11 protein-coding genes and 1 pseudogene are annotated in these 8,378 nt (G+C 71.7%); 5 read left to right on the top strand and 7 right to left on the bottom strand.

Annotated features, from left to right (window positions below; genetic code table 11):
* Positions 1 to 135, bottom strand: a pseudogene (locus tag GWI24_RS45835) (NAD(P)H-dependent oxidoreductase); the annotation flags it as partial.
* A 148-nt stretch (positions 136 to 283) separates the two neighbouring features.
* Between GWI24_RS45835 and GWI24_RS35800 the strand changes: the two are divergent.
* Entirely contained in the window at positions 284 to 1,153 is an 870-nt protein-coding gene (locus GWI24_RS35800) for a helix-turn-helix domain-containing protein (protein ID WP_210950205.1), read from the top strand.
* Between the two features lie 143 nt (positions 1,154 to 1,296).
* Here the strand turns inward: GWI24_RS35800 and GWI24_RS35795 are convergent, their stop codons facing one another.
* A complete protein-coding gene (locus GWI24_RS35795; protein ID WP_210950204.1) occupies positions 1,297 to 2,232 on the bottom strand; it encodes a LysR family transcriptional regulator in 936 nt (311 codons plus the stop codon).
* A 134-nt stretch (positions 2,233 to 2,366) separates the two neighbouring features.
* Between GWI24_RS35795 and GWI24_RS35790 the strand changes: the two genes are divergently transcribed.
* Complete coding sequence (locus tag GWI24_RS35790; RefSeq protein ID WP_210950203.1) at positions 2,367 to 3,653, top strand: MFS transporter; 1,287 nt, start codon at positions 2,367 to 2,369, stop codon at positions 3,651 to 3,653.
* 21 nt (positions 3,654 to 3,674) lie between these two features.
* On the opposite strand, the gene GWI24_RS35785 is transcribed toward GWI24_RS35790, so the two are convergent.
* The 3 genes from GWI24_RS35785 to GWI24_RS45825 are packed head-to-tail and all read right to left on the bottom strand — an operon-like array spanning position 3,675 to position 4,665.
* A complete protein-coding gene (locus GWI24_RS35785) occupies positions 3,675 to 4,088 on the bottom strand; it encodes a hypothetical protein (protein ID WP_210950202.1) in 414 nt (137 codons plus the stop codon).
* A 35-nt stretch (positions 4,089 to 4,123) separates the two neighbouring features.
* Complete coding sequence (locus GWI24_RS45830) at positions 4,124 to 4,402, bottom strand: hypothetical protein (protein ID WP_374103374.1); 279 nt, start codon at positions 4,400 to 4,402, stop codon at positions 4,124 to 4,126.
* Positions 4,390 to 4,665, bottom strand: coding sequence for a hypothetical protein (locus GWI24_RS45825; protein ID WP_247617332.1), 276 nt, complete (start codon positions 4,663 to 4,665; stop codon positions 4,390 to 4,392). The genes GWI24_RS45830 and GWI24_RS45825 overlap by 13 nt, the downstream gene beginning before the upstream one ends.
* 80 nt (positions 4,666 to 4,745) lie before the next feature.
* Between GWI24_RS45825 and GWI24_RS45820 the strand changes: the two genes are divergently transcribed.
* The 3 genes from GWI24_RS45820 (at position 4,746) to GWI24_RS35770 (ending at position 6,302) form a co-directional block, all read left to right on the top strand.
* Positions 4,746 to 4,961, top strand: coding sequence for a hypothetical protein (locus GWI24_RS45820; protein WP_247617327.1), 216 nt, complete (start codon positions 4,746 to 4,748; stop codon positions 4,959 to 4,961).
* A gap of 152 nt (positions 4,962 to 5,113) precedes the next feature.
* Complete coding sequence (locus GWI24_RS35775) at positions 5,114 to 5,725, top strand: sigma-70 family RNA polymerase sigma factor (protein WP_210950201.1); 612 nt, start codon at positions 5,114 to 5,116, stop codon at positions 5,723 to 5,725.
* On the top strand, positions 5,703 to 6,302 hold the full coding sequence (locus tag GWI24_RS35770; protein ID WP_210950200.1) for a hypothetical protein: 600 nt from the start codon (positions 5,703 to 5,705) through the stop codon (positions 6,300 to 6,302). The genes GWI24_RS35775 and GWI24_RS35770 overlap by 23 nt, the downstream gene beginning before the upstream one ends.
* 95 nt (positions 6,303 to 6,397) lie before the next feature.
* Here the strand turns inward: GWI24_RS35770 and GWI24_RS35765 are convergent, their stop codons facing one another.
* The gene (locus tag GWI24_RS35765) at positions 6,398 to 6,814 is read right to left on the bottom strand and encodes a phosphotransferase (RefSeq protein WP_210950199.1); all 417 of its coding nucleotides are present in this window, start codon (positions 6,812 to 6,814) and stop codon (positions 6,398 to 6,400) included.
* A 118-nt stretch (positions 6,815 to 6,932) separates the two neighbouring features.
* Positions 6,933 to 8,378 (bottom strand): amidase (locus tag GWI24_RS35760; protein ID WP_210950198.1); only part of this gene is annotated, 1,446 nt, incomplete at its 5' end.

The raw sequence follows: 8,378 nt of genomic DNA, 5'->3' as shown, positions 1-8,378 counted from the left end.
GAGGTTCACCGTGAAGCGGCCGTACTCCTCAGCCCGTTCCGCGAACCACTTCGCGACCACCGGGCCGAAGCGGCCCTCCCGGACGCTGCCGATGATCACCGCGAGGTTGAGGGGTCCACCGTTCGGGGGCTCCATGGGCATGGTTCTTCTGCACCTTTCCTTGTGCCGGGGTCCGTTGGATCGCCTTCGAATCTGCCGGGGCCACCGGGTGCCAGGAAGGCCGGGCCGAGACTGGTAGTGGCACGGCCACGATCCGCACCGGCGCGGCTGTTACGTTCACCAGGTGAGCGACAACGAGCTGGGTCTCTTCCTCCGCAGCCGCCGCGAGGCCGTGGCCCCCGCCGACGTGGGGCTGCCCACCGGGCCGCGCCGCCGGACGCCGGGGCTGCGCCGGGCCGAGCTGGCCACGCTCGCCGGGGTCAGCGTGGAGTATGTGACCCGGCTGGAGCAGGGGCGCGACCGCAGACCGTCCGCGCCCGTGCTCTCCGCGCTCGCCGACGCGCTGCGGCTGACCGCGAGCGAGCGGGTCCATCTGCACCGGCTCTCCAAGGGCGCCGAGGGCGGGTTCACCTGCCGGGGCGGGGCGGTGCCCGGCCGTACGGTGCGGCCCACTGTGCGGGCGCTGCTGGACCGTCTCGAGCCCGCCCCGGCCGTTCTGCGCAACGGGCTGGGCGAGCTCCTGGCCTGGACGGAGGCGTACGAACGGCTCACCCGGCCGCTGGGGCTCCTCGATGCCCACGGCGCGGACGGCGGCCCGCCCAGCCTCGTCCGCTACGTCTTCACCGACGCGCGGGCACGCACCGCCTACCCCGACTGGGACCGGGTCGCCGATGACCAGGTGGCCGCACTCAAGCAGGGGCCGTTCCGGGCGGACCCCCATATCGCGGCGGTCGCCGACGAGCTGACCGTGACCGCGGGTCCGGACTTCGCCGAACGGGTGGCGACCCTGCCCGGTCTGCCGAGGGCGAACGGCGTCCTGCGTCTCGTCCATCCCGAGGAGGGGGAACTCCGCCTGGCGTACGAGACGCTGGAGCTGCCCGCCGACGACGATCAGCGCCTGGTGGTGCACATCCCCGCCGACGACGCCTCCGCCGCCGCGCTGGACCGGCTGACGGGCCGCCGGTCCGGGGCGCTGCGCGCGGTGTCCGGCTGAGACCGCTGGGGACCGTCGTTTCGGGCCTTGTGGGCTGTTTCCGGGATGGGTTCACAGGAGGTGCTGGAACCAGACGGCGGTGACGCTGACAGCAGCGTGCCGGTGCCGTAGCGGCCCCAGCGTCGAGGCCGTCGTGGCGGCGTTCAGCGCGGAATCACCCAGTCCGGTGCCCAGGTCCCGGCGGCGTCGTGGCCGGTTGCCGTGGTGGCGAGGTGGGCGCGGAGGGTGGCCAGCGCCGGGTGGGGGTTATCGCGGTGCCAGAGGAGCGAGTGCGGGTAGACGGGCGTCGGGTCGGTCACCGGGATGCGGCGCAGGCCGTGGCCGGCGGGCCAGACGAGGCGGGTCTGCTCGCTCATGAAGGTGGCCAGGGCCGGGGTGTCGGCGATGGTGTCGAGGAGCGCGTCGGAGCCGAAGTTGGGGCCCGTCGCCTCGATGGTGAGACCGAACTCGGCGACGAGGTCGTCGTAGTAGGCGGCCCATTCGGTACCGGGGACGATGCCGGGCATCCAGATCCGGTGCCCGGCGAGCTGAGCGAGGGGCACCGACCGGGCGCCCGCCAGCGCGTGGCCGGGGCCGGTGAGGAGCTGGAGCGGCTCGTCGAGCACCCGGACGGACTCGATGTCCTCGGGAAGGGGCCGGCCGGGCATGGCGACGGCTCGGAAGGAGGCGTCGATCGTACCGGACCGGATGGCGGCGACGGCCGTCTCGACATCGAACAGCATCACCACGTCCAGGTCGATCTCGGGGTGCGCGTGGTGGAAGCCGCGCATCAGACCGGACGGCGCGACGCGTGAAGCGATCACGTCGACGCGCAGCGGACGGCGGCCGGTGCGCACGGACGAGACCGCGCGCTCGGCGACGCGCAGCAGCTCGCGCGCGTGAGGCAGGAACGCCTGCCCGTCGATGGTGAGCTCGGCGCCGCGCGGAGTGCGGGTGAAGAGCCGCACGCCGAGATTGCGCTCCAGCGCGGCGATGCGCTTGGAAACGGCCTGCTGGGTGACCGCAAGCTCGGCGGCGGCCTCCTGGAACTGCCGCGCGTCGGCGGCGACGACGAAGGTCCGGACGGTGTCGAGGTCCATGCCGAAACCCTAGGCTCACAACCATCGGTTGTGGCAGGCGGCCCCGCGGTTGTTTGATCCCTGGGTCTGGCGCTCGCTTTGATGCTTCCGATCGCGGATCGGTTGTGCGAATGAGTGGCGAGGGGGCGTCGGGTATGAGGAGCGGGCACCGACTGGGACATCTGCTCGGGCATCGGCTGGGGCCGCGGTTCGGGTGGCTCTGGGGCGCGTACGGGACCAGCGCGCTCGGCACATGGCTCGCCTTCGGCGCGTTCCCGCTGCTCGCCATCCAGGTGCTGCACGCCGGACCGGCCGAGGTCGCCGCGCTCTCCTCCGTCGGGGCCGCGGTGGGCGCGGCAGCGGCGGTGCCGCTCGGCCCGTGGATGGAGTTCCGCCGCAAGCGGCCGGTGCTGATCACGATGGACCTGGTGCGGTGCGCGGCACTGCTGACGGTCCCCGCCGCGTTCGCGCTCGGCGCGCTCACCTTCCTCCAGCTCCTGCTGGTCTCGGTCGTCGTCGCGGCGGCCGACATCACCTTCCGGGCCGCCTCCGGCGCGTACCTGAAGACGCTGCTTCCGGCCGAGGACCTGCTCGTCGCCAACGCCCGGTTCGAGTCCACGGCCTGGACGACCACGATCATCGGACCGCCGCTGGGCGGCGCCGCGATCGAGCTCCTCGGCCCGGTGGCGACGGTGGTGGCCGACGCCGTCAGCTACCTGCTCTCGGCCCTGGGCATCCGCGCGATGGGCGGGCACGAGCCGCGCCCGGAGCGCCGGGAGACCGCGCGCATGCGGGCCGGGGACCTGCTCGACGGTTGGCGTTACATCCTCGCCGACGCGACGCTGCGTCCGCTGTTCTTCAACACCGCCTTGTTCAACGGCCTGGTGATGGCCGCCCAGCCGCTACTGGCCGTCCTGATGCTCGGCCGACTCGGGTTCGCACCGTGGCAGTACGGTCTCGCCTTCGCCGCGCCCTCGATCGGCGGGCTGCTCGGCTCGAGGCTGGCCCGACCGCTCGTCACCCGGTTCGGCCAGCACCAAGTCCTGGGCGTGGTCGGGGCGCTGCGCGCGATCTGGCCCGTCGGTCTGGCCTTCCTGGGACCAGGCACCGGCGGGCTGCTGCTGGTGATGGGCGTCGAACTCGGGCTCATCTTCTGCTGCGGGGTCTTCAACCCCGTCTACGCCACCTACCGCCTCGAGCGCACCGCGCCCGATCGGGTCGCCCGCACACTGTCCGCCTGGGCGGTGACGACCAAGGCCTCGACCGCGCTCCTGACGGCCGTCTGGGGCGTGCTGGGCGGCCTGCTCGGCCCGCGTACGGCCATCGCCCTGGCCGGCGTGCTCCTGCTGGCGACCCCGCTGCTGCTCCCCCGCCGCGCGGCAGCACATCTCCCGGAGCCGGGGCCGGAACCGTACTCGAGCCAGTCGAGCGGCAGCGCATGATGGGCCGCGATGATGCCTGACTCAGTTCCGTGGCATGTGTTCGGGACCGGCATCGGCTGCCATCCGCTCTGCCCACTCGCGCTGGGTTACGGCTCGATCGATGCGGCTGACGATGTCCTTCTTGGACGCCGTGTCCAGGGTCTCCGGGATCTTGTCGAAGGCGTCGGGAAGGACGTCGAGGAGACCCCGGATGTGTTCGCCGGTGCTGACGGTCAGCAGTAGCTCACACCTCCACTGTGGCGACACTTCGGGACGGTGGCGGAGCCGGTGCACAAGTGCCGGGAACAGGTACTGCCTCGCGTCGGCGGCGAGGTGCTCTCGGAGCCAGTCGACCGGAAGACGCTGGCTGAAGCCATATGTGGCGGCCTCCTGTTCCAGGTCGAGGAGCTGACCGGTGTCGACGGCTCGGACGGTGCGGGGAAGAGCTGAGGCCATGCTGAGATGATGTCAAGAAGCCACGGGGCCAAAGTTCAGCGTGGCCGGGCCGCGATCTGCCGACGGGCAGGGCCCCAGGCCGCCTCGAACTCGCCAGAGGTCAGATGCTCGGGGTCATGGCCCTCCCACCCCGAGACGGGGAGATCGGCTGTGATCCCGAACCTGCTGTCGTATTCATCGAGGTGGCCTCCATCGTGGGCTTGCCGCCGCTCGTCAAGGCAGGCGGCTGCAATCGGGGTCAGCTCCGGCCCTTGGAATTCGACTTGCCGGGTCGCAGGACCCGCCTCGCCCTCCTCGGCACTTACGCCGAGCACATCCTTGTCGTCTCGGCCACCAGTGAGAAGGAGATCGCGCCCACCCAGCAGGAGGTGGGGCGCGAGGAGGGCACCGTTGGCCGTGCTGTTGCCCTGACGGTCGACAAGGTGCTGTGGTCCCGGCCGAGCGCACACCGTCCGGCGGTGGACACCTGGGAGTACAGCGCCATGGGTTGGCAGTTCCAGGACGGGGACACCGGCAAGCGCAGGAAGATGGCGCTGATCGACCAGCCGCGGGTCGAGCCGGGCCACCGGTACGTCATGGCGATCAGGTGGGAGGCGGCCGCCTGCTCCCCCGGACCCGGAACCCGGCCAGTGGCGCGGGCCCGGCGAGGGCTCGGAAGTGCCGTTCGACGCAGGCGTCATAGGCGAGCTCGAAGGACGCACTCACACGGCCGCTCAGGCCCGCAGCGCGAAACTGGAGGCCGGGGACGACGCCGGGCTGGAGGACCAGCTGGGCGGACACGGAAAGGACGCCCTGGTCCAGGAACTGAAAGCGGCTCAGCCGCATGAGCCGGAGACGTTCGGCTCCGCGCAACCACGCGGCAACCGCGCCTGATCCGCAAGGCAGACGCCGTTCTGCCCCGCGCCCCAGGTGCGGGGCAGAGGCTTCCCGTAAAGCCCCTGCTCTGCGGGAAGGCCGCTCATCGCCCGGCTCGGCCGAACGTTTCCGGATGCTCCTCCGTCCTAGGAAGGACAGGGAGGGAACGCATGACCGGACGCCGCCGTACACTACGCCGTATCGGGCGCCGCGCCGACACCACTGCCCCCCGCGGGCCCGACAGACACACCCCCGACACCCGCACGCCCGACAGGACCGACGTGGACGTCTCGCGCGTGCGCGCGATCCTGGCCCTGGGCGGGGTGCCGTGGGGCGACCTCGATGACGGAGTGCAGGAGGTACGGCTGAAGCTGCTGGAACAACGCGCCGATCCGGCCCGCGCGGCGGTCCGCGACACCTCCGCGTGGAGCAGCGTCGTCGCCTCCCGCGTCGCCGCGGACTGGCACCGGGCCGGCGCGCGCGACGACGGGCTGCGTGCCCGGCTCGCCGCCCGCTGGGCGCGGCAGGCCGTAGCCGAACACACCGAAGAGGACCGCACACTGGCCCTCGCGGTGGCGGACGGACTCGGCTCCCTGCCCCGCCACCAGCGTCAGGTACTGACGTTGCGCTACTACGCCGATCTCCCGGTACGTGACATCGCCCGGCTGCTCGACATCCCCGAGGGCACGGTAAAGAGCCGCCTGCACACGGCCGTGGCCGCGCTGCGCACCCGGCTGCGCGAGACGGAGGTGATCCACGGTGACCGAACCGACCGAGACTGAGGAGACCCGGCTGCGACGGGCGTTCGCGCTGATCGGGGACGAGGCCGGGCGCCCGGACCCCGCAGCATCGGTCCCCACCGCCCCGGTGGCGGCTCGCCCTCCGCGCGGGCGGTGGCGTGTCCGGGCCGCACTCGCCGTAGCGGCAGCCGTCTGCACCGCCACCATCGTCGTGGCAGTGACAGTCACCGCCGACGGCGGCTCCGGAACCGATCCCGACACCGCAGGCCGAGGACAAACCTTCCCGCAGGCTCTCGCCTGCGCGAACGCCGTAGTGGAGGGCGACCTCACCGCGGTGCGCCCCGCCGACCATGGCCGGATACAGGTAACCGTGTCCGTGGACCGGTGGTTCAAGCCCGGCACAGGCCCTGCCACGGCACGGTTCGACCTCGCCGACCCCGCTGTCGCGGACCCCGCCGAGGCATACGCCGCTGGGGACCACCTCCTGCTGCTCGTCCCCCGGCGGAAAGGCCAGATTCCCGACACCTACCAGGGCCAGGAGGTACGGCCGATGCGCGACCGGATCACCCGCACCCTCCCGGAAGCAGCTCACACCGCCTGTCCCCCGGAGTTCCATTGAGGGACAGGCACGGTCCGGCGACCAACCTCCCGGCCGGCCGACCGCAGGCCCGAGCCGGACCGGCCGGCGCTGCCGGGGCCGCTATCCCCTCGCCATCACAGCCGCAGTTGCCGACTCACCTCCGCCTGCGCGAAGAGGGCGGACGTACCAAAGGAGTGGTTCGTATTCGGGTGATCAACATTGAGGACGTGGATGCCAAAGCGCAGCGTGACCAGGTCGAATCGGTGATCGCCGCGGGCGGCCCCGTCCCAGTCGATGATTCCTGTGATCGATCCTTCGGCTGCCGGCATGTTGCCGGGGTAAAAGTCCATGTGGACGGCGTCGGGTCCAGCCGGGTGAGCGGGATGGTCGATACCGACAGCGGTGATCCAGTGCTCGAGTGCGGCACTGCGGCGGTTGTGCCGGCGCAAGGGCCCGTGCAGGCAGTGGCCAGGCCCATCCTCGATCAGGTGCAGGTGCACCGGGGGGATGTCGGTGCGGTGGGCGACCCGGCCGGCCTGCAGTTGGTTCATCCGCTATACCGGACGAGGGCGTGAACCGGCGGGTCGGCACGAGTGGCTCGTCGCCCGCCGTGGCCGCGCGACTGCAACCACGCCTGGCCTGACCAGGTGCCGCACATCGCGCACCGGGTCAGAAGCCCACGTCGGCGGGGCGGTATGTCGGCGCTCTGCGGACCCGGCCGGCCTGCTCGTAGGCGTAGGCCAGGCGGAGGAGGGTCGGCTCGCTCCACGCCGTGCCCATGAACGTCAGGCCGACCGGCAAGCCGGAAGCGAAACCTGCCGGGACGCTGATCGCGGGGTATCCGGCGAGTGCGGCGGGCGTGGACGCGCCGCCGCCGTAGCTGTCCCCGCGGATTAGGTCGATCTTGGCCGGCGGTCCGGTGGTCGGCATCACCAACGCATCGAGGCGGTAGCGCCGTAGCACCGCGTCGATGCCTTCGGCACGCGACAGCCGGTGGTTGGTGGCCAGCGCCTCGCGGTACTCGCTCTCGGTGAAGTCCAGCCGGTGCACGGCCTCCAGACCGTCCTGCCGCACATAGCGGAGCTCGCGGTCGGCGTGTGCGCGATTGAAGGCGATCAGCTCCGCCAGGCCGCGCGGGTGGTCGCCGGGGGCGCCGGCCAGATAGGCGTTCAGCGCGCGCTTGATCTCGTATACCTGAACGATCTTCGAGCTGGGGAGGTCCTCGAGTCGCTCGGCCGTCGGGATGTCGGCCGGGTCGACCACGGTCGCGCCGGCGGCGCGCAGCGTGGCGATCGCCCGCTCCGCGATCTCGTCGGCATGGTCGCTGTAGCCGAAGTACACGGTTCGCGGTATGCCGATCCGCGCACCACGCAGTCCGTCGGCATCCAGGAAACGGGTGTAGTCACGATGGAAGTGGCCACGGCTCGCCCCGGTCGCCGGATCACGGTCGTCGATGCCGACGAGGACGCCCAGCAGGATCGCGGCGTCGCGGACCGTGCGCGCGATCGGGCCGACACTGTCCTGGCTGGGCACGCCGGGGATCACTCCGCCGCGCCCGACCAGTCCAACGGTCGGCTTCACCCCGACGACGCAGTTCGCCGAGGCGGGGTCGATGATCGAACCGTTGGTCTCGGTACCGATCCCGGCGACACACAGGTTGGCCGCGGCGGCGACCGCCGTACCGGAGCTGGACTCGTTCGGAGACCGATCCAGCTTGTAGGGGTTCCGGGTCTGCCCACCGCGGGCGCTCCAGCCGGCGTGGTGGGTAAGCGACATCCCACCGGCCCACTCGCTCAGGTTGGTCTTGCCGAGGATGACGGCACCGGCCGCGCGTAACCTGGCCGCGACCGTGGCGTCCCTTGCCGGCCGGAGGCCCTCCAGGGCGAGTGATCCGGCCGTTGTGTGCATGCGGTCCGCGGTTTCCACCAGGTCCTTCAGCAGAACGGGCATGCCGTGGAGGGGCCCACGGGGATGTTGCCCGGCGTCCAGACGCCGGGCCTCTCGCAGCGCGTCGGGATTGACCTCGATCACCGCGTGCAGAAGCGGATCGATACGTTCGATCCGCTCCAGGTAGTAGCGGGTCAGCCGTTCCGCGTCGAGCCGCCCTTCGTCCAT

It is taken from the genome of Streptomyces sp. MK37H, assembly GCF_018035285.1.
Lineage (GTDB): Bacteria > Actinomycetota > Actinomycetes > Streptomycetales > Streptomycetaceae > Streptomyces > Streptomyces endocoffeicus.
The sequence above is the reverse complement of the archived record's forward strand: the minus strand, read 5'-3'. Positions and strand labels throughout refer to the sequence as shown.